This is a genomic window from Bartonella krasnovii (assembly GCF_003606345.3).
Classification (GTDB): Bacteria; Pseudomonadota; Alphaproteobacteria; order Rhizobiales; family Rhizobiaceae; genus Bartonella; species Bartonella krasnovii.
Genome location: NZ_CP031844.2, coordinates 51,881 through 74,906 on the forward strand (window position 1 = coordinate 51,881; position 23,026 = coordinate 74,906).

3 protein-coding genes are annotated in these 23,026 nt (G+C 39.1%); all 3 read left to right on the forward strand.

What is annotated here, in order from left to right:
- Positions 1-430: 430 nt before the first annotated feature.
- Complete coding sequence (locus D1092_RS09385) at positions 431-8,842, forward strand: Vomp family autotransporter (protein WP_167309288.1); 8,412 nt, start codon at positions 431-433, stop codon at positions 8,840-8,842.
- An 800-nt stretch (positions 8,843-9,642) separates the two neighbouring features.
- Positions 9,643-22,356: a Vomp family autotransporter gene (locus D1092_RS00220; RefSeq protein ID WP_167309289.1), complete on the forward strand. Its 12,714-nt coding sequence runs from the start codon at positions 9,643-9,645 to the stop codon at positions 22,354-22,356.
- A complete protein-coding gene (locus tag D1092_RS00225) occupies positions 22,353-22,952 on the forward strand; it encodes an invasion associated locus B family protein (RefSeq protein WP_120121654.1) in 600 nt (199 codons plus the stop codon). Before D1092_RS00220 ends, D1092_RS00225 begins: the two co-directional genes overlap by 4 nt.
- Positions 22,953-23,026: the final 74 nt, after the last annotated feature.

The following is a 23,026-nucleotide window of genomic DNA, read 5'->3' on the forward strand; positions in this document are numbered from 1 at the left end:
TAATAAAACAAAACGTACCACTAATGCTAAAGTTATGTTTGCATACCAACTTATAGTTTAATGACAATGGAGATTATCAGACATTAATAGCTTTTATTTTTTACTAAAAAGAAGTTCAAAAGAATATAAAACCAATATGTTCTTTAATTTACAAGTAAACACGCATCAACCTAGCAGAAAATATGCTTCTACAAATTTACTTAAATGAGTTTATTGTCAAAATAACATATCATCACAAAAGTAAAACTGCCCAAAAACCTTCCAACTTTCTTTAAAGTGGATTTTTTATTATGGCTTCGTGCAAAAATAAGCTTTCCCAATAATTCTTAATATTATTATTAAAGAAAAATTTACATATTAAAAATTGAAATATGTTTTTTTTATGTCATAAATATATTTGATTTGATTTTTTTTCATTGAGGCACTTGTGATGAAAGAATTATCTGTCATACTAAAGAAGAATAAGTGGGATTCTTCACCCGTTTCTCAGTCTTTATCTTTTTCTACAAAGCTTTCATTTGGAACTGCAATGGCCATGCTTTTATCGAGTATATTGCCTGTAGCAGCTTCTAATCTTGCTATTACAGCTGCAAAGAATTTGAGTCAAAATTCTCCAGATGTACATTATCCTAAAGGGAGTCATGGTAGTATTGTTTTTTCTGGTGATGATGATTACTGCGGTGCGGATAATGTTATTGGTCGTGGAGGCACTACTGTACGTACTGCAACTGCAATAACTGTGGAAGAAGAATATCGGAGATTTCTTGAATACAGAATAATAAATGGTTTTTCTCCTTATAGTCAGAGTTCAGAGAAACAAAAATGGACTGGTGATGGGAAGACAACTGGCAACATTGGTTATATGGGGAAAGATTCGACGGGTGGTGATCAAAATATCATGCCTGAGGCTTATGGTATTTATTCTTTTGCAACGGGTTGTGGTTCTGCTGCGCTGGGGAATTATTCCGTTGCATTTGGTGCTAATGCAACGGCACGGACTGGGGGGTCGCAAGCCTTTGGTGTTGCTGCACTTGCAAGTGGGAAGGTAACAGTTGCTATTGGTGTGGGGTCAGAAGCGTCAGGAGATGCTGGGGTTGCTTTGGGTGGGCTGGCAACTGCAAGCGGTGAACGTAGTATTGCTATAGGGACAAGATCTAGTGCTCAGGGTGAGGAATCTATTGCCATAGGCAGTGGCACTAAGGGAGAGAAGCAAAACAATTCAGCCTTAGCAATGGGTATACAAGCAATTGCTATAGGTTCTCATGCTGTCGGTTCTCAGGATTATTCAGTTGTTGTTGGTGCAAGTGCGGTTGCATCTGTTTCAAAAGGTATTGCCTTGGGTTATGGTTCTGTTGCTGATGTTGGAGATGGCATTTTGGGGTATAATCCTATGGAGGATGCGCCATCAAAAGATAAAAGTGCGACATGGAAGAGTTCTGTAGGTGCTTTAAGTATTGGTAATCCTAAGGAAAACATAACACGACAAATTACAGGAGTAGCATCTGGTAGTGAAGATACTGATGCAGTGAATGTTGCACAATTAAAAGCGTTAAGAGCAATGATCACAGAACAAGGAAGTTGGGATCTTGTTGTTGCTGGTGCAGAGAACACAGTTATTGGTTCAGGTGAAAAGTTAGAGTTAAAAACCGGCAGTAACAATTTCAAGATTACAAGCGATACCAGAGACAAGAAGGTAACATTTGATCTGGCAAAGGACATTACACTGGATAGTGTAAAATTGGGTGGAGAAGATTTAGCAGAAGCAGTGAATTTCGTAACTTTAGATGCAACGGGTTTAATCGTTAAAGACGGTCCGAAGATAACGACTACTGGTATTTCTGCAGGAAATAAAAAGATAACAGGTGTAATAGAGGGTACTGATGAGACTGATGCGGTGAATTTTGCGCAGTTAAAAGGATTGCAAGATAACGTAAATAAAGGTTGGAGTTTATCTGTTGGTGATGAAAATACTAAAACTGTTCTTATGGGTGATACTGTAGATTTTTCTGCATTGAGTAAAAATTTGAACATTACCAAAGGTAAAGACGACAATAAGGTAACATTTGATCTGGCAAAGGACATTACACTGGAAAGTGTAAAAACAGGTGAAAATACTTTAGACAAAACAGGCTTAATCATCAAAGATGGTCCTCAAATCACCACTACTGGTGTTAATGTAGGCAATAAAAAGATAACAGGTGTAAAAAAAGGCACTGATGAGACTGATGCGGTGAATTTTGCGCAGTTAAAAGAGTTAAAAGATTCGATATCAACATCAACGTCAAAAGACGGCTTGTCTGAGTGGAATAAAGACAAAGTAAGAATAGGTGTTCCAGGTAATAAGGCTGAACGCAAAGGAGCTGTTGCAATAGGACGGACATTGGAGTCACACGAGACATCCGTATTAGCGGATTATGGAATAGCCATAGGTTCGGGAGCTCGGGTTAAAGAAAACGCTAAGGATGCGATTTCTTTTGGTCGTAATTCAGAGGTGCGTACTGAAGCTGGTGTTGCTTTAGGTGCTTTTTCTATAGCTGATCGTGCTAAGTATGTGAGAGGCTATGATCCTAGAACTGGAAAAACTTCAGTAAGAGACCCTAAAAATCCTTTCGATGGAGTATGGGAGAATACCTATGGTGCGGTTAGTGTTGGTGCTTCTAATATCTCAACAAGGCAGATTATGCATGTAGCTGCAGGTAGTGAAGATGACGATGCAGTAAATGTTGGCCAGTTAAAAGCCTTAAGATCAATGATCACAGAACAAGGAAGTTGGAATCTTAGTGTTGGTGATAAAAAGACAATTGTTGGTCCGGGCAATACATTAACTTTGGCAGCTAAAAATAGCAATCTCATCATTACAAGCGATGATAAAGAAAAAAAGGTAACATTTGATTTAGCGCATGACATTACACTGGATAGCATAAAACTAGGGGATAACACCTTAGATAAAACAGGCTTAACCATTAAAGATGGTCCGAGGATGACGACGGCTGGCATTTTCGCAGGAAATAAAAAAATAACAGGTGTACAAAAGGGTACAGAGAATACCGATGCGGTGAATTTTGTGCAGTTAAAGGAGCTACAAGATAACGTAAATAAAGGTTGGAATTTATCTGTTGGTGATAAAAATACCAAAGCTATTCTTATGGGTGATACTGTAGACTTTTCTGCATTGAGTAAAAATCTGAACATTACCAAAGGTAAAGACGACAATAAGGTGACATTTGATCTGGCAAAGGACATTACGCTGGATAGCATAAAACTAGGGGATAACACTTTAGACAAAACAGGCTTAATTATCAAGAATGGTCCTCAAGTCACCACTACTGGTATTAATGCAGGAAATAAAAAAATAACAGGTGTACAAAAGGGTACAGAGAATACCGATGCGGTAAATTTTGCGCAGTTAAAAGATGCGATATCAACATCGACGTCAAAAGATCAATTGTCTGAGTGGAATAAAGACACAGTAAGAATAGGTGTTCTAAATGATAGAGCTGAACGCAAAGGAGCTGTTGCAATAGGACGAACATTGGAGGTTCACGAGACATCCGTATTCGCTGATTACGGAATAGCCATAGGTTCAGGGGCTCGGGTTAAAGAAAAAGCTAAGAGTGGGATTTCTATTGGTCATAACTCAGAGGTGCGTGCTGAGGATGGTGTTGCTTTAGGTGCTTTTTCTTCAGCTGATCGTGTTAATAACGTGAGAGGCTATGATCCTAGAACTGGAAAACCCTCAGTGATGGACCCTAACAACCCTTTCGATGGAGTATGGAGGGGTGCCCATAGTGCGGTTAGTGTTGGTCATTCTAATACCGCAACAAGGCAGATTATACATGTAGCGGCTGGTAGTGAAGATGACGATGCAGTGAATGTTGGCCAGTTAAAAGCCTTAAGATCAATGATCACAGAACAAGGAAGTTGGAATCTTAGTGTTGGTGATAAGAAGACAGTTGTTGATCCGGGCGATACATTAATTTTGGCAGCTGAAAATAGCAATCTCATTATTACAAGCGATGATAAAGAAAAGAAGGTAACATTTGATTTAGCGCATGACATTACGCTGGAGAGCGTAAAAGCAGGTGAAAATACTTTAGATAAAACGGGTTTAATCATTGCAAATGGTCCGAAAGTAATGACGGTTGGTATCGATGCTGGCAATAAAAAGATAACAGGCGTAGCAGAAGGTGCAAACGATACCGATGCGGTGAATTTTGCACAACTGAAGCAAATTGAAAAAGATGTCAAAGAACAAGTAGCTTCTAGTAGCTTCGTAAAACAAAATGCTGATACACAACACATCACCATTGGTAAAGATACAGATGGTGATAAAATCGATATTGCCAATAACAAAAATGAACAGCGTACTCTTACAGGTATAAAGGAAGCCGCACTCTCAGCGGAGTCAAATGAAGCTGTTACCGGTTCACAGCTTTTTGAGACAAATAATGATGTTACAACTCTTAAGAATAACTTTTCTGAGATACAGATAAGTGTGGCAGGAGTTCAAACAAATCTATCAACAATAGCGAATAATACATCACAATATTTGGGTGGTGATGCTAATGTACTGAATGGTAAGGCACCTACTTATACTTTTGAAGACAAATCTTATCATGACGTTGCGAGTGCTTTTTCTGGTGTGAGCAGTTCTTTTACAGAGGTCAAGCAACAAATTACCAATGTAAATAACTCTATCACGAATGTCGAAAATCAAATTAAAAACGTGGTGAGTGAAAGTCTTGTACAACAAGAGAAAGGAACGCAACACATCACTATTGGTAAGGATATAGGTGGTGATAAAGTTGATATTGCTAACAAGAATGGTGATAAGCGTACTCTTACGGGTATAAAGGAAGCCGCACTCTTAGAAGATTCAAATGAAGCTGTCACTGGTTCACAGCTTTTTGAGACAAATAATAAAGTTGCTACTTATTTAGGTGGTGGCGCTAGTTATAAAGACGGTAAATGGAGTGATCCAACATTTAAGGTTCAAACTGTTGATGATCAAGGCAATAAAAAAGATGAAGCTTATACGGATGTTGCTGCTGCTTTCGTAGGGGTTAGTACGTCTATCATGAATGTTCAGAATAAAGTTACCAATGATATCAAGAATAAGTTCAGCGAACTTAATCAAAACATAACGAATATTACGCAACAAGTTACAGGAGATGCTTTATTATGGAACGATGAAGCTCAGGCATTTGCTGCACTTCATAAAAAGAAAGCAGAAGAACAAGAAAAAACAACGGGAGCACAAGAAAATAGCAAAATTACCTTTCTTTTAGATGGTGCTATCTCTAAAGATTCAACAGATGCTATTACCGGTAAACAGCTTTATTCTACGAGCAATACATTTGCGACCTATTTGGATAAAGGTGCTGGTTATGATGCGGAAGGCAATTGGAAAGCACCTAACTTTAAGGTCAAAACTGTTAACTCTGATGGCAAGGAAGAAGATAAGACTTATCCAGATGTAGCGGAAGCTTTTGAAGGTGTTGGTATTTCTCTGACGAATGTTCAGAATAAAGTGACTGAACAGATTAGTAGTGTGATTAACAAATTAGAAAATAAGAATCTTGTTAAATGGAATGAAGAGGAAAATCTTATCAACATTGGTAAAGAAAAAGAAGGTAGTGAAATCAATATCACCAATACAAGCGGTAAGGATCGGACGCTTTCCGGTGTAAAGGCAGCAATAAACAATAATGAAGCAGTTAATAAAGAGCAATTTGATAAAGGGTTGAAAGATTTTTCTAGAAGTCTTCAGTCAGATGATTCTGCTGTTGTTCATTATGATAAAAAGGCAGAGGGAGGAATTGATTATACGAGTGTCACTTTAGGTGGTAAGGATAGAGGTTTCACTACTCTCCACAATGTTGCTGATGGTATTATTGCTGATAAGTCGCATGATGCGATCACTGGCGGACAGATTTATAAAATTGGTGAAGATATAGCCAAATTCTTGGGTGGAAATGCAGCTTTTAGCAATGGAGCCTTTACGGGTCCAACCTATATACTATCTGAAATTTCTAAAGAAGATAAGGTGACAAATAAGTCCTTTAATGATGTTGGTTCAGCCTTTGAAGGTCTTGATGAAAATATTAAGAATGTAAATCAACGTATTAAAGAAGTATCAGAAGGCGTTGCACAGGATTCTTTGAGTTGGAGCAAGAAGAAAGGGGCGTTTGTTGCGGTTCATGGTGAAGATGGTGCAAAGAGCAATAGCAAGCTAACGTCTCTTTTAGATGGGACTGTTTCTCACGGGTCAACAGATGCAGTTACGGGCAGTCAGCTTTTCGAGACAAATAAGACTGTTGCAAAATATTTAGGTGGCGGTGCTGGTTATAGAGATGGCGTATGGAGTGATCCAATTTTTACAGTTACAACTGTTAACGATAAAGGCAAGGAAGAGGAGAAAACTTATCAGAATGTAGCAGAAGCTTTTGAAGGTGTTGGTACTTCTATCACAAATGTCCAGAATAAAGTTACCAACGATATAACGAATAAGTTCAACGAATTTACTCAAAACATAACGAATATTACGCAACAAGTTCAGGGTGATGCTTTATTATGGAGTAATACTGATAATGCATTTGTTGCCGATCATAAGAAGGATGGTGAAAAAACAAAAAGTAAGATTACGCATCTTTTGGATGGCGATATTGCTTCTGGCTCTACAGATGCAGTTACGGGTGGACAACTCTATTTGATGAATGAGCAGCTTGCGAGCTATTTAGGTGGTGGTGCTGGTTATGATACGGAAGGAAAATGGCAAGCGCCTAGCTTTAAGGTTAAAACTGTTAAAAAGGATGGTAACTCTGAAGATAAGAACTATACCAATGTAGCGGATGCTTTAGCAGGAGTGGGGACTTCTTTCACGAATGTGCAGAATAAGTTTACCAATGAGATTACCAACCAAATTAATTATCTTCAATCAGATGATTCAGCTGTTATTCACTATGATAAGAAGGATGGCACCATTAATTATGGAAGTGTAACTTTTGGTGGTAAAGATAAGACTCCTACGTCTCTCCACAATGTTGCGAATGGTATTATTTCAGATAAGTCGCATGATGCAGTCACTGGCGGACAGATTTATAAAATTGGTGAAGATATAGCCAAATTCTTGGGTGGAAATGCAGCTTTTAACAATGGAGCTTTTACACAGCCGACCTATAAATTATCTAGTGTGGATAGTACTGGTAAAATAGCAGACAATACCTTCAATGATGTTGGCTCTGCTTTTGTTGGTCTTGATGAAAATATTAAAAATGTAAATCAACGTATTAGAGAAGTCTCAGAAGGCGTTGCACAAGATTCTTTATCATGGAGCAAGGAAGCTAATGCTTTTGTTGCACTTCATGGAAAAAAGGATAGCAAGATTACGCACATTTTGGGTGGAGATATTACAACTAATTCAAGTGATGCAGTGAATGGTTCTCAACTTTATTTGATGAACAATACGTTAGCGAGCTATTTTGGGGGCGGTGCTGAATATAAAGAAGGCAAATGGATATCTCCAAACTTCAAGGTTTATACAGTGAGTGCTGATGGCAGCAAGGTTGAAGAGCAGAGCTATAAGACAGTAGCGGAAGCCTTTGCTGGTGTAGGAAGTTCTTTCACGAATATTCATAAAGAGCTTAAGAATGAGATTAACCAAGTTGTGGGAGATAGTCTTGTTAAGCAGGATGAAAAGACAAAGCGTATCACGATTGGTGGAGAGAAGGACGGGAGTGAAATTAATGTTGCAAATAGTATGAATGGTGTACGTAGCCTTTCTGGTGTAAAAGCTGGGCTTCTTGCAGCAGAATCTACGGAAGCGATCAATGGTTCGCAGCTTTATTCAGTAATCAATGTACTTACTAGATATTTTAGTGGGGATGCGGAATACAAGGATGGAAAGTGGCTCGCGCCAAGCTTTAAGGTTGCACAATTTACTGCTGATAGTGTGGTCAGTAAAAGGGAGAACTATACCAATGTTGCATCTGCCTTTGAAGGTGTTAACGAAAGCATGATAAAGATCAACAATCGTATTCATGATGTTGAGCAGAGTATTTTCTCGAGTGGTCTAAATTGGAGTGAGACAGAGAAAGCTTTTGATGCGCGCCATGAAGGTCAAGACAGTAAGATTAAGCATGTAGCGGATGGTGAAATATCAGAAGGCTCGAAAGAGGCCGTTAATGGTAGTCAACTTTGGCAGACGAATAAGAAAGTTAAAGAGGTTAAAAGTCATGTCAATAGGCTTGATAAACAAGTAAAAGATATTGCTAGTGTGGCAGATATTGCTGTTAAGTATGATAAAGGGAATGATGGCAAGAAAAAAAATAAAGTGACATTAATTGGTATGAGTGAGAGTGATCCCGTATTGATAGACAATGTAGCGGATGGCCGTATTGAAAGTGGTTCAAAAGAAGCTGTTACAGGCGGTCAGTTATACGATTATACAGATCAGCAAATGAATCTTGTTCTTTCTAATGCAAAGAGATATACGGATGAGCGCTTTAACGATATTGTTAATAATACGGTCAATAATGTTGTTAATGAGACAAAATCTTACACAGATATAAAGTTTGAAGCGTTAAGGTATGAAATTAAGGAGATTCGCAAAGAATCCAAAGAGGCAGCAGCGGTAGGTTTAGCGGTATCGAATTTGAGTTATGAAGATACACCAGGCTCTTTAAGTTTATCGATTGGGACGGGGGTATGGCGCAATCAATACGCATTTGCCATTGGAGCAGGTTACATGTCTGAAAATGGGAAGATCCGATCGAATATATCAGCTACGAGCTCTGGTGGACATTGGGGCATAGGAGCAGGTTTAAGAGTGAAACTGAATTGATAGAAAGTCGTTAAGTTTTTTGATGGGTTTTGAGACTATATTTTCTTGTATGAAAAGTTAAAAACATTTTATCTTTACAATAAGCTTTATAACGCAACATAATTATTTATGAATTCTCATTATTTTTCTAAAGTATCTTACTTAAATTGTTGAAAAAAGATCACACAGTTCTGTAAATATATTCAAATTGATAAAAAGTTTTATTTTTTTGTTGCTATTTTATTATAGAGAGAATATGACTCATAAAGTACCTTAGTAAGACTCATTTTGATCAAATAACAATTCAAAAGGGGGGAAGTAATGCGTAAAAGTTGGAGATACATCAAAGAGCCAAATTCACGTCTCTGCATTACGCTGAATAAAAATATGTTCTAGCAAAAATAAGTATTTCAAGAACATTAAGGCATTTTAAAAATATAACACTCTAACTTAAGAGAGCAAATGGTATTATTCTTTAATGAAATAAAACAAAAATACTACCAAAACTTTCATTAAGTAATCAGATATTTAATAAGTAAAATGCTCTTAATATTTAAAAAAACCAAACACCTTCCTCAAAGGTTAGACAATAAACCGTAAATTTAAACCTTTTAAAGTCTAAATAAGCTCTTTTTATGTTCATATAAACATATCTCCGCATTTAGACGTTATTACAGAAAGTACACATAAAACACATCTAAAGACTCAAAACGCCCAAATATCTTCCTCTCAATTTCATCTGAGTAAATAGATAGCAGCAAAATATGTCTTTTTTATGTCTTGAATGTGGTTTCAGATTTTTTTTCATTGGAGAGTTTGTTATGCAAAAATTGCATGCCACACAAAAAGCGAGTAATTTGAAAGTTTCTCGTTTTTCTTTTGTTAGAGTTTCTTTATTAGCCGTGGCGGCTATATCTTTATCAAATATTTCATCTGTATTTGCTTCGAATCTTGCGATAACAGGAGCAAATATTTTAAGTGAAAACTCTCCAGCGGTAAGATATTCTAAAGGTAGTCATGGCAGTATTGTTTTTTCTGGTGATGATGATTATTGCGGTGCGGATAATGTTATTGGTCGGGGAGGAACCGCTGGTCGTGGTGGGAAGAAAATAACTGCAGAAGAAGAATATCGGAGATTTCTCGAAGAAGTAAAGTTTGGAAATTTTTCTCCTTATAGTCAGAGCGATCAGAAACAAACTTGGACTGGTAATGGGCACACCAGTGGAAACATTGGTTATATGGGAGGTTTGACTGGTGGTGATACGAATATATTGCCTGAGGCTTTTGGTGTTTATTCTTTTGCCACCGGTTGTGGATCTGCGGCACAGGGGAGTTATTCAACAGCATTTGGTGCAAATGCAACAGCCCTTACGGGAGGGTCACAAGCTTTTGGTGTTGCGGCGCTTGCAGCTGGAAAGGTAAGCATTGCTATAGGTGTAGGATCAGAAACAAAGGGAGATTCTGCTGTTGCTTTAGGTGGGCTTGCAAATGCAGCAGGGGAAATAAGTGTTGCTATTGGTCATAAGGCACAATCAACAGGAAAATTTGCGATCACTATGGGTGATCAGGCACAGGCAACAAAAGAAGATAGCGTGGCTATAGGCCGCATGGCAAAGGCCAATGCACTGGGAAGTATCGCTTTAGGTGCCGGTTCTGAAGTGAAGGTTGATGGGGGAGTTGCTTTGGGCGATTCTTCTGTAGCGGATACAGCTGCTGGTATTTTTGGTTATGAACCTCGCTTGAAGAAGGCATCAACTAGTACGGATTCTGCATGGCAAGCTAGACGAGGTGCAGTTAGTGTTGGTACTTTAGACAGAACAAGACAGATTACAAAAGTAGCAGCTGGCACGGAGTATACTGATGCAGTAAATGTGGCGCAGTTAAAGGCGTTGCAGGAGTACGTAGATAGAAGCTGGAAACTCTCTGTTGATGGTAAAAATGCTAGAGTTGTAGGGATAGGCGATACAGTAGATTTTTCAGCTGGAAGTAACAACCTTAATATTACCAAAGGCGAAGATGACAATAATATAAAGTTTGATTTAGCAAAGGATCTCACACTCAATAAAGTAACAGCAGGTGCAAATACTTTTGATGACACAGGCTTAATCATCAAGGATGGTCCGAAAATAGTGAAGGACGGTATTGATGTATGGAATAAAAAGATAACCAATGTGGCAGATGGTACTACGAAAAACGATGCGGTGAATTTTTCACAGTTGCAAGAATTAAAAGATTTGATGTCGTCGAAAGATGCGTTGGCTTCATGGGATGGTGACAGGGTAAGAGTAGGCGCTCCTAAAAATTTTTCCGCTAAAGGATCTGTTGTAATAGGACCACTTTCTGATGAGCTAGAATTGAAAGTGTATCCAACAGTCAAGGCTCAATATGGAATAGGCATAGGTATGAGAGCTGAAGTTAACAGCAAGTCTACTTGGGGAGTTGCTGTTGGTTATGGAGCAAGAGTGAATTCTGTTTCTGGTATTGCTTTGGGTGCTTATTCTTATAGTACTTTTGAAGCTGGGCGTCATGGCTATGATCCTAGGACTGGAAAAGAATCAACTTCGGATAATAGAGTATGGAAGTCTAGCTATGGCTCACTCAGTATTGGTGGCGACTATACTAGTAGGCAGATTATAAATGTTGCCGCTGGTACGGACGATTATGATGCAGTGAATGTTGCGCAGTTAAAAGCCTTAAGATCAATGATCAAAAAACAAGGAAGTTGGGATCTGTCTGTTAATGACGCAGAAGAGAAGACAGCTATTGGTACAGGTGATACATTAGCTTTGACAGCTGGAAGTGAAAATTTAAAGATCAAAAACGATAAAACTGAAAACGGCAGTAAGGTAACATTTGATTTAGCAAAGGATCTCGCGTTAAATAGCATAAAACTAGGGGAGGGAACTGTACCAGATGGTGAAAAAGATGCAGTAAGTCCAATAACTTTAGATGCCACGGGCTTAATCATTGCGAATGGCCCGAAAATAATGGCGACTGGTATCGATGCAGGCAGTAAAAAGATAACCAATGTAGCAGATGCTACTGATACGACTGATGCTGTAAATTTTGGACAATTGAACAAAGCCAAGCAAGAAGTTCAAGAACAAGTAGAAAAGCAAGTTGCGGCCAATAGTTTCGTAAAACAAGATACCGACACAAAACATATCACTATTGGTAAGGAAACAGACGGTGATAAAATCGATATTACCAATAAAGAAGGTGGTGCTCGGACTCTTTCTGGTGTGAAGGCTGGTACTGAAGAAACCGATGCCGTGAATTTTGGACAGCTGAAGAAAATTCAAACAGAAGTCACAGAGCAAGTAGCTGCTAATAGCTTTGTTAAACAAGATTCCAATACAAAATACATCACCATTGGTAAGGAAACCGATGGTGATAAAATTGATATTACCAACAATGTAAACGAAGCACGAATCCTTTCCGGTGTAAAAGCTGGTACTGAAAGCACCGACGCTGTAAATTTTGCGCAGTTAAAAGAATCGACCAGAGGGTGGAAAATTTACGTTGGAGGCGAATTTAAAGAACCTACCGCTGAAGGGGTATCTTCAATTGCTATAGGCTCTGGAGCATCTGCGTCTAATGTTAACGCTATAGCTTTGGGGACGAGATCACAAGCAACAGGGAACGCAGGAGTTGCTCTAGGGGCGGGTTCTGTAGCGGATGATGGTGGTGGTATTTGGGGTTATGATCCTTTGAGAGATGGAGTATCAGAGAGTATAAGTTATGAATGGAGGAGTGCATTAGGTTCCGTTAGTGTTGGTGATCATACTAATAAGTATTCACGGCAAATTACAGGGGTAGCAGCGGGTAGTAGAGATACTGATGCGGTGAATGTTGTGCAGTTGAAATCCTTACGGAGCTATGTGGACAAAGGTTGGAAACTCTCTGTTAATGGTAAAAATGCTAAAGCTGTGGGAATAGATGATACGGTAGATTTTGCAGCAGGAAGCAACAACCTTACCATTACCAAAAGCGAAAGCGACAACAAGGTAAAGTTTGATTTAGCAAAGGATCTCACACTGGATAGCATAACAGTAGGATCTAATACTCTAAACACAACAGGCTTGAAAATTGCGAATGGTCCACAAATAACGACTGAAGGTATTAATGCTGGAGAAAAAATAATCACAGCTGTTGCAAATGGAAAAATTTTTCAAGGTTCAAAAGATGCAATCAATGGCTCACAGCTTTATATTCTTGCTAATTCGATTGCTGCTACTCTTGGTAGTGATACTGTATCTATCAATGAAGAAGATGGGGCTGTTGTAAGCGGCGGTTATTATTCTAATGGTGTTGATGCTGATGGAAATATAACCAAAGATGGCTATCAAACTGTTGCATCTGCGCTTGAAAGCATTGGTCAAAGCTTTGAAAATGTTCTCAACCTTTTTGATAAAAAAGTAGAAGATGTTGTAAAAACGGTTCAAGAAGATTCCTTGTTATGGAGTGATGATGCCGGAGCCTTTGTTGCCAACCATAAAAAGGCTGGAGATGAAGAAGGTAAAGAAAAAACCGCAAGCAAGATCATCTCTCTCGCACAAGGTGATATTAACGCTACCTCTACCGATGCAATCAATGGCTCCCAGCTTTACACTTTAGGTAATAATGTCGCGAAGTCTTTCGGTGGCGATGCTGGTTATGAGAATGGCAACTGGAAAGCACCTAACTTTAAGGTCAAAACTGTTAACTCTGATGGCAAGGAAGATGAACAAAGCTATACAAGTGTAGCGGAGGCTTTTGAAGGAGTTGGTACTTCTTTTACAAACGTTCAGAATAAATTTAGCCAGGAGATTACCAACCAGATTAATAATGCCATTACCAATATACAAGGTGAAAGCCTTATTAAGAAAAATAAAGAAACAAATCTCATCACGATTGGTAAAGAAGTAGCAGGCGATGAAATCAATATTGCCAACAACATGAATGAGGCACGTACGCTTTCAGGTGTTAAGGAAGCAGCAAAAGATAATGAAGCCGTTAACAAGGCTCAGCTTGATACAAACATCAAGAAAGTAGAAGATAAATTAGCAGAAGCAGTCGGTAATATTACGCAACAAGTTCAGGGTGATGCCTTATTATGGAGCAATACTGATAATGCATTTGTTGCCGATCATAAGAAGAATGGTGAAAAAACAAAGAGTAAGATTACGCATCTTTTGGATGGTGATATTGCTTCTGGTTCTACAGATGCAGTCACGGGTGGACAACTCTATTCGATGAATAAGCATCTTGCGACTTATTTTGGTGGTGGTGCTGGTTATGATGCGCAAGGCAACTGGCAAGCGCCTAGCTTTAAGGTTAAAACTGTTAAAAAGGATGGTAGCTCTGAAGATAAGAACTATACCAATGTAGCGGATGCTTTAGCAGGCGTGGGGACTTCTTTCACGAATGTTCAGAATAAGTTTACCAATGAGATTACCAACCAAATTAATCATCTTCAATCAGATGATTCAGCGGTTGTTCACTATGATAAGAAGGATGGCACCATTAATTATGGAAGTGTAACTTTTGGTGGTAAAGATAAGACTCCTACGTCTCTCCACAATGTTGCGAATGGTATTATTTCAGATAAGTCGCATGATGCAGTCACTGGCGGACAGATTTATAAAATTGGTGAAGATATAGCAAAATTCTTGGGTGGAAGTGCAGCTTTTAACAATGGAGCTTTTACAGGTCCAACTTATAAATTATCGTACATTACCAAGGATGGCGTTGTAACAGAAAATTCTCTTGACAGTGTTGGAACAGCAATTGCAGGGCTTGATATTAATATCAAGAATGTAAATGATCGTATTAAGGAAGTCTCAGAGGGCGTTGCACAGGATTCTTTATCATGGAGCAAGGAAGCTAATGCCTTTAGTGCGCAACATGGAGCAGGAGCAAAAACGAATAGCAAAATTAAGTTCCTTGCTGCCGGAGATATTGCAAAAGACTCGACTGATGCAATCAATGGTTCACAGCTTTATTCAATGAACAATACACTTGCGACTTATTTTGGTGGTGGTGCTGAATATAAGGATGGCAAATGGGTAGCTCCAAGCTTTAAGGTTAAAACCGTTAAAAAGGATAGTAATGAAGTTGAAGAGATTGCCTATGATAATGTTGCGGATGCCTTTGCAGGTATGAGCACTTCTATTACAGATATTCATAATGAAGTGAATAACCAAATCTCCAATATTGTTAGTGATAGCCTTGTCAAGCAGGATGATACAGGTCTTATCAAGATAGGAGCAGAAAAAGAGGGCGGTGCAATTGATATTGCCAATAAAAATGGTGAGGCACGTACGCTTTCAGGTGTTAAGGAAGCAGCAAAAGATAATGAAGCCGTTAACAAGGCTCAGCTTGATACAAACATCAAGAAAGTAGAAGATAAATTAGCAGAAGCAGTCGGTAATATTACGCAACAAGTTCAGGGTGATGCCTTATTATGGAGCAATACTGATAATGCATTTGTTGCCGATCATAAGAAGAATGGTGAAAAAACAAAGAGTAAGATTACGCATCTTTTGGATGGTGATATTGCTTCTGGTTCTACAGATGCAGTCACGGGTGGACAACTCTATTCGATGAATAAGCATCTTGCGACTTATTTTGGTGGTGGTGCTGGTTATGATGCGCAAGGCAACTGGCAAGCGCCTAGCTTTAAGGTTAAAACTGTTAAAAAGGATGGTAGCTCTGAAGATAAGAACTATACCAATGTAGCGGATGCTTTAGCAGGCGTGGGGACTTCTTTCACGAATGTTCAGAATAAGTTTACCAATGAGATTACCAACCAAATTAATCATCTTCAATCAGATGATTCAGCGGTTGTTCACTATGATAAGAAGGATGGCACCATTAATTATGGAAGTGTAACTTTTGGTGGTAAAGATAAGACTCCTACGTCTCTCCACAATGTTGCGAATGGTATTATTTCAGATAAGTCGCATGATGCAGTCACTGGCGGACAGATTTATAAAATTGGTGAAGATATAGCCAAATTCTTGGGTGGAAATGCAGCTTTTAACAATGGAGCTTTTACAGGTCCAACTTATAAATTATCATACATTACCAAGGATGGCGTTGTAACAGAAAATTCTCTTGACAGTGTTGGAACAGCAATTGCAGGGCTTGATATTAATATCAAGAATGTAAATGATCGTATTAAGGAAGTCTCAGAAGGCGTTGCACAGGATTCTTTATCATGGAGCAAGGAAGCTAATGCCTTTAGTGCGCAACATGGAGCAGGAGCAAAAACGAATAGCAAAATTAAGTTCCTTGCTGCCGGAGATATTGCAAAAGACTCGACTGATGCAATCAATGGTTCACAGCTTTATTCAATGAACAATACACTGGCGACTTATTTTGGTGGTGGTGCCGGCTATGATAAGCAAGGAAAATGGCAAGCGCCTAACTTTAAGGTTAAAACTGTAAAAGAGGATGGTAACTCTGAAGATAAGAACTATACCAATGTAGCGGATGCTTTAGCAGGCGTAGGGACTTCTTTTACAAACGTTCAGAATAAGTTTACCACTGAGATTACCAACCAAATTAATCGTCTTCAATCAGATGATTCAGCTGTTGTTCACTATGATAAGAAGGATGGCACCATTAATTATGGAAGTGTAACTTTTGGTGGGAAAGATAAAACCGCCACGGCTCTCCACAATATTGCTGATGGAAATATTGCCAAGGATTCACATGATGCAATCACGGGAGGTCAGATTAACACCATCTCTCAAGATGTTGCAAAGTTTTTAGGTGGAGAAGCATCCTTTAACAATGGAGCCTTTACACAGCCGACCTATAAATTATCTAGAGTGGATAGTACTGGAAAAATAACAGACAGTTCTTTCAATGATGTTGGTTCAGCCTTTGCAGGGCTTGATAAAAATATCAAGAATGTAAATGATCGTATTAAGGAAGTCTCAGAAGGCGTTGCACAGGATTCTTTATCATGGAGCAAGGAAGCTAATGCCTTTAGTGCGCAACATGGAGAAAAAGAAAAAACAAATAGCAAAATTAAATTCCTTGCTGCCGGAGATATTACAAAAGACTCGACTGATGCAATCAATGGTTCACAACTTTATTCGATGAACAATACACTGGCGACTTATTTTGGTGGTGGTGCCGGCTATGATAAGCAAGGAAAATGGCAAGCGCCTAACTTTAAGGTTAAAACTGTAAAAGAGGATGGTAACTCTGAAGATAAGAACTATACCAATGTAGCGGATGCTTTAGCAGGTGTTGGTACTTCTTTTACAAACGTTCAGAATAAGTTTACCACTGAGATTACCAACCAAATTAATCGTCTTCAATCAGATGATTCAGCTGTTGTTCACTATGATAAGAAGGATGGCACCATTAATTATGGAAGTGTAACTTTTGGTGGGAAAGATAAAACCGCCACGGCTCTCCACAATATTGCTGATGGAAATATTGCCAAGGATTCACATGATGCAATCACGGGAGGTCAGATTAACACCATCTCTCAAGATGTTGCAAAGTTTTTAGGTGGAGAAGCATCCTTTAACAATGGAGCCTTTACACAGCCGACCTATAAATTATCTAGAGTGGATAGTACTGGAAAAATAACAGACAGTTCTTTCAATGATGTTGGTTCTGCTTTTGCAGGGCTTGATATTAATATCAAGAATGTAAATCAACGTATTAAGGAAGTCTCAGAAGGCGTTGCACAAGATTCTTTATCATGGAGCAAGGAAGCTAATGCCTTTAGTGCGCAACATGGAGAAAAAGAAAAAACAAATAGCAAAATTAAATTCCTTGCTGCCGGAGATATTACAAAAGACTCGACTGATGCAATCAATGGTTCACAACTTTATTCGATGAACAATACACTGGCGACTTATTTTGGTGGTGGTGCTGAGTATAAAGAAGGTAAATGGACAGCTCCAAACTTCAAAGTTAACGTAGTGAATGCTAATGGCGATAAGGTTGAAGAGCAGAGCTATGATAGTGTAGCGAAAGCCTTTGAAGGTGTTGGAAGTTCTTTCACGAATCTTCATAATGAAGTGACGAATGCTGTTACGAATATTAATAATCACATCAACAATGTGGTGAGTGATAGTCTTGTCAAGCAGGATGAAGAGAGTAAGGTTATCAAGATAGGAGCGGAAAAAGGTGGTACCAGCATTAACATTGCTAATAGTGGTGATGCTGCGCGGACCCTTACAGGTGTAAAATCAGGAACGCTTACAGAAACCTCGACAGATGCAGTGAATGGTTCTCAACTTTATTCCTTGAATCAGACGCTTGCGAGCTATTTTGGTGGCGGTGCTGAGTATAAAGAAGGTAAATGGACAGCTCCAAACTTCAAAGTTAACGTAGTGAATGCTAATGGCGATAAGGTTGAAGAGAAGAGGTATGATAGTGTAGCAGCTGCCTTTGAAGGTGTTGGAAATTCTTTCACGAATATTCATAAAGAACTTAAGAATGAGATTAACCAAGTTGTGGGAGAGAGTCTTGTTAAGCAAGATGAGAAGACACATGTTATTGCCGTTGGTGGAGAAACGAACGGTACTAAGGTAAGTTTTGCCAACAGTGATGGTATAGAGCGGGTTCTTTCTGGAGTTAAAGCAGGTGAGCTTTCAACAAAATCGACCGAAGCAGTTAATGGTTCACAGCTTTATTCGATGAGCAATACCCTCGCGACTTATTTTGGCGGTGGAGCAGGTTATGATGAAAAGGGGGAATGGCAAGCCCCAAGCTTTAAGGTTAATACAGTTAATGCTGATGGTAAGGAAAAAGATGAGACTTATCAGAATGTAGCGGAAGCTTTGGCTGGTGTTGGTACATCTTTTACGAATGTTTATAATAAAATTACCAATGAGATTAATAATGCGATTACCAAAGTAGAAGGAGATAGCCTTGTTAAGCAAGCAAAAGAAACCGATCCTATTACTATTGGTAAAGAAGTAGCCGGTACTGAAGTCAATATTGCCAACAAGGATAAAGAGGATCGTACGCTTTCTGGAGTTAAGGCAGCAGTAAATGGTAATGAAGCGGTTAATAAAGCGCAACTTGATCAAAGTTTGGAGAAGCTTTCTAACAGTCTTCAATCAGATGATTCAGCTGTTGTTCATTATGATAAGAAGGAAAGTGGTGAAACTGATTATACAAGTGTGACTTTAGGTAAAGGTAAGGGTTCTACACCTGTTGGTCTTCATAATGTTGCTAATGGTAATATTGCCAAGGATTCCCATGATGTGGTTACAGGTGGTCAGATCAACACGATCTCTCAAGATGTTGCCAAGTTTTTAGGTGGAGATACATCTTTTGAGAAGGGTTCCTTTACAGGACCAACCTATAAATTATCAGAGGTTGATACTCATGGTCAGGTAAGTTCGACAGAGTTTAAAGATGTTGGTTCAGCTTTTGCAGGGCTTGATAAAAATATCAAGAATGTAAATGATCGTATTAAGGAAGTCTCAGAGGGCGTTGCTCAGGATTCTTTATCATGGAGCAAGGAAGCTAATGCCTTTAGTGCGCAACATGGAGAAGGTAAAGACAGAACATCTAGCAAGATTACGCACATTTTGGATGGGGATATTACAACTAATTCAAGTGATGCAGTAAATGGTTCACAGCTTTATTCAATGAACAATACGTTAGCGAGCTATTTTGGAGGCGGTGCTGAGTATAAAGAAGGCAAATGGGTAGCTCCAAGCTTCAAAGTTAACGTAGTGAATGCTAATGGCGATAAGGTTGAAGAGCAGAGCTATAAGACAGTAGCGGAAGCCTTTGCTGGTGTAGGAAGTTCTTTCACGAATATTCATAATGAAGTGACGAATGCTGTTACGGATATTAATAATCACATCAACAATGTGGTGAGTGATAGTCTTGTCAAGCAGGATGAAGAGAGTAAGGTTATCAAGATAGGAGCAGAAAAAGGTGGTACCAGCATTAACATTTCTAATAGTGGTGATGCTGCTCGGACCCTTACAGGCGTAAAATCAGGAGGGCTTACAGAAACCTCGACAGATGCAGTGAATGGTTCCCAACTTTATTCGATGAACAATACGTTAGCGAGCTATTTTGGAGGCGGTGCTGAGTATAAAGAAGGCAAATGGGTAGCTCCAAGCTTCAAAGTTAACGTAGTGAATGCTAATGGCGATAAGGTTGAAGAGCAGAGCTATAAGACAGTAGCGGAAGCCTTTGCTGGTGTAGGAAGTTCTTTCACGAATATTCATAAAGAGCTTAAGAATGAGATTAACCAAGTTGTGGGAGAGAGTCTTGTTAAGCAAGATGAGAAGACACATGTTATTTCCGTTGGAGGTGAAAAGAGCGGCACTGAAGTTACGTTTTCGAATACTGATGGAGCATCACGGACCCTTACAGGTGTAAAGGCAGGAGGGCTTACAGAAACCTCGACAGATGCAGTGAATGGTTCCCAACTTTTTGCGACCAATCAAAATGTTACGGCAGTCACGAATGATCTTAAAACGGTTTCTGAGAATACTTCGAAATTCTTAGGAGGTGGAGCAGACGTGTTGAAAGGTATTGCGCCAACTTATACAGTTCAGGATAAGAGTTATCAGAGTGTAGCGGATGCATTTGGTGGTGTTGATCGTTCATTCACAGCACTTCATGAGGAGATTGCAAAAAATACGAGTGATCTTTCAGACACGCTTAAGCAGAATGCGTTGTTATGGAGTGATAAAGATCATGCTTTTGTAGCGATCCATGGAACTGATGCTGACAAGAAGAACAGCAAGATCACGTTACTTGCGAATGGTAGCATCACTAAAGATTCTACGGATGCGATTAATGGTTCACAGCTTTATTCGATGAACAATACACTGGCGACTTATTTTGGTGGTGGAGCTGAGTATAAAGAAGGCAAATGGGTAGCTCCAAGCTTTAAGGTTAATACAGTAAGTGCAGATGGTGGCAAGGTTGAAGAGCAGAGCTATGATAATGTTGCAGCAGCTTTTGCTGGTGTAGGAAGTTCTTTCACGAATCTTCATAATGAGCTTAAGAATGAAATTAGCCAAGTTGTTAAAGATAGTCTTGTCAAGCAGGATGAAGAGAGCAAGGTCATCAAGATCGGTGCAGAGAAAGAGGGAACAGAAATTACTATTGCCAATAGTGATGGAGCAGAACGTAGTCTCTCCGGTGTTAAGGCAGGGACCCTTTCAGCAGATTCAACAGAAGCAGTGAATGGAGGTCAGCTATATTCCTTGAATCAGACGTTAGCGAGCTATTTTGGTGGTGGAGCTGAGTTTGAGAATGGTCAGTGGGTAGCACCAAGCTTTACGATATTGAGCTTTAACGAAGATGGCAGTTCTGAGGAAACGAGTTATAATAGTGTTTCTGCTGCTTTTGCGGGTGTGAATCGGTCTTTCATGAAGCTTCACCATGAGCTTTCAGATACTGTTGAGCAGAATGCGTTGTTGTGGAGTGATGCGGATGAATCCTTTGTAGCACTTCATGGCAAAGGCTCAGAGAAGCACAATAGCAAGCTGAGCCATCTTGTTGATGGAGATATTTCTGCGGGTTCGACAGAAGCGATTACGGGTAACCAGTTGTATCAGTTGAATCAGACGTTAGCGGCTTATTTAGGAGGAGGAGCGAGCTATCAGGGAGGAGAATGGACAGCACCTCATTTTGAAGTAAAGCAGTTCAAGAGCGATGGCAGTTCTTCTGAGAGTAAGAGCTATGATAATGTAGCTGGTGCATTTGAAGGAGTTAACGGAAGTTTATCTGGTATTAACGATCGCCTTAATGATGTATCTAAGAATGTTTCAACGAACAGTTTGAAATGGAATGATGAATTAGAAGGCTATGATGGTCGTCATAATGGATCTGATAGTAAGATTACGCATGTAGCGGATGGGGATGTATCGGAAGGTTCGAAAGAAGTTGTTAATGGAGGTCAGCTTTGGGAGACGAACCAGAAAGTATCAGCGGTTGAGAACCGTGTAGAAAGCCTAGATCAACATGTTAAGGATGTTGAAAGTGCGGTTACGAACGGAGCTGTTAACTATGATAAGGATGATGCTGGTCATAAGACGAATAAAGTTACGTTGGTTGGAGGGGATGACAGTGCTCCTGTTTTGATAGACAATTTAGCGGAAGGTCGGATTGAAAGTGGTTCGAAAGAAGCGGTTACGGGCGGTCAATTGCATGATTATACGGATAAACAGATGAAGTTAGTGCTTGAAGATGCGAAGAAGTATACGGATGAGCATGTTACTGATATAGTCAACAATGGTGTTAGTGAGTCCAAAGCTTATACAGATATGAAGTTTGAGACATTAAATTATGCCATTGAGGATGTTCGGAAAGAGGCAAGACAGGCTGCGGCTATTGGATTGGCGGTGTCTAATTTGCGTTACTATGATATACCAGGATCTTTAAGCGTCTCATTTGGTAGTGGTTTGTGGCGCAGCCAATCTGCCTTTGCTATTGGAGCTGGTTATACCTCTGAAGATGGAAATATTCGCTCGAATGTATCTATTACAAGTGCTGGAGGCCATTGGGGCATAGGTGCGGGGATTACTTTGAGGTTGAGATGATAATAGAAAAAATTATTATTATGAAAAAAAGAAGAGTGTTAGTGAAGATTCTGTTTGCTCTTGCCTTACTAGGCAAGGGCGGAGTCTTTGCTAATGAGAACAATAGTGTTTACACAATTCATCCACCGCATTTATCGATACCTAAAGGAAAACCAGGTGAAACACGTCGAATTATTATGCAGTTTTATGACTGGACTTTAATTTGTGATGAAAAACAAAAGCTTAAACTTAAGCAAGGTATATGTAATGTGACACAGACTGTTCATGATCAGGAAGGAAATACCATTTTTAGTTGGTCTCTTGTTTCTACGACAAATGGACAAGCAGTGATGCTTTTTCGAACATTGCCAAATTCTGATATAAATGTTCCGATTCAAATGTTTGTGAAAGGTGTAAAAAAACCTGTTCTTATTCATTATACGCAGTGTAGTGAAACAATTTGTTTGGCACAATCACCTGTAGGGCCAATTCTTACTAAACAAATAGAGCAGGACAATAAAGTACGTATTTCCTATAAGCTTAAAGAGGGAAAGGTGTTTTCTTTTACTGTACCATTTAAAGGGCTAAACGCAGCACTTAATTCTTTGCATCCTTAGAAACTCGTCGAGAATTTTATAACAAGAGTTATTTTTTTACGAATCGTTTTGTTATATTTTTGAATGTAAATATA

Bases quoted from the DNA above. Each gene is read 5' to 3' on its own strand.
- D1092_RS09385 (WP_167309288.1), top strand. From the start codon at position 431: ATGAAAGAATTATCTGTCATACTAAAGAAGAATAAGTGGGATTCTTCA.
- D1092_RS00220 (WP_167309289.1), top strand. From the start codon at position 9,643: ATGCAAAAATTGCATGCCACACAAAAAGCGAGTAATTTGAAAGTTTCT.
- D1092_RS00225 (WP_120121654.1), top strand. From the start codon at position 22,353: ATGATAATAGAAAAAATTATTATTATGAAAAAAAGAAGAGTGTTAGTG.